The sequence below is a fragment of the Paraburkholderia sp. J76 genome (assembly GCF_905220295.1).
GTDB lineage: Bacteria > Pseudomonadota > Gammaproteobacteria > Burkholderiales > Burkholderiaceae > Paraburkholderia.
The window spans coordinates 1-472 of record NZ_CAJMZJ010000059.1 but is presented as its reverse complement, the minus strand read 5'-3'; the positions used below and the strand labels follow the sequence as shown (position 1 = coordinate 472).

Sequence of the window (472 nt, the reverse complement as noted above, 5' to 3'; positions counted from 1 at the left end):
CGTCCGTCTGGACGCCGATTTCGGGGCCTCGCCCCATGGCGGTGAAAGCGTGCCGCTGCGTCTGGCCAAACCCTTCGCCGGAAAACTTCAGACAGGTCTGCACTTCGTTGCGCTGGACAATGACGAGGCAGTCATTTCATTTCGGGATGGCGACCCTGACAAGCCGGAAATTACGGCCTTTCACCACCACAGCCAGGCGCGCGACCTGATCACGAACGACCGCCGCTGGCTCTCCCGCAACATGATCCGCACGCAGAGCAATAACAAGCTGCGTATGGAAGACTGGTCGGGCCAGGAAGGCATAAAGCTTGGCACCGAACACTCCGGCAAGTCACAGCTAAACCTTGGATACCTGGTCAACAACAAGCTCGAATACCGCGGTGAAGGTCAGGAGCTTCGCACGTCGGGATGGGGGGCAATCCGCGCTGGAAAAGGCGTGATGGTGACCACCTACGATCGCCCGGGTGCCAAC

Annotated in this window: 1 protein-coding gene; it reads left to right on the top strand. The window is 60.0% G+C overall.

What is annotated here, in order from left to right:
* Positions 1–472: type VI secretion system Vgr family protein (locus U5768_RS31900; protein ID WP_322034298.1), on the top strand; the 472-nt coding region annotated here is incomplete at both ends.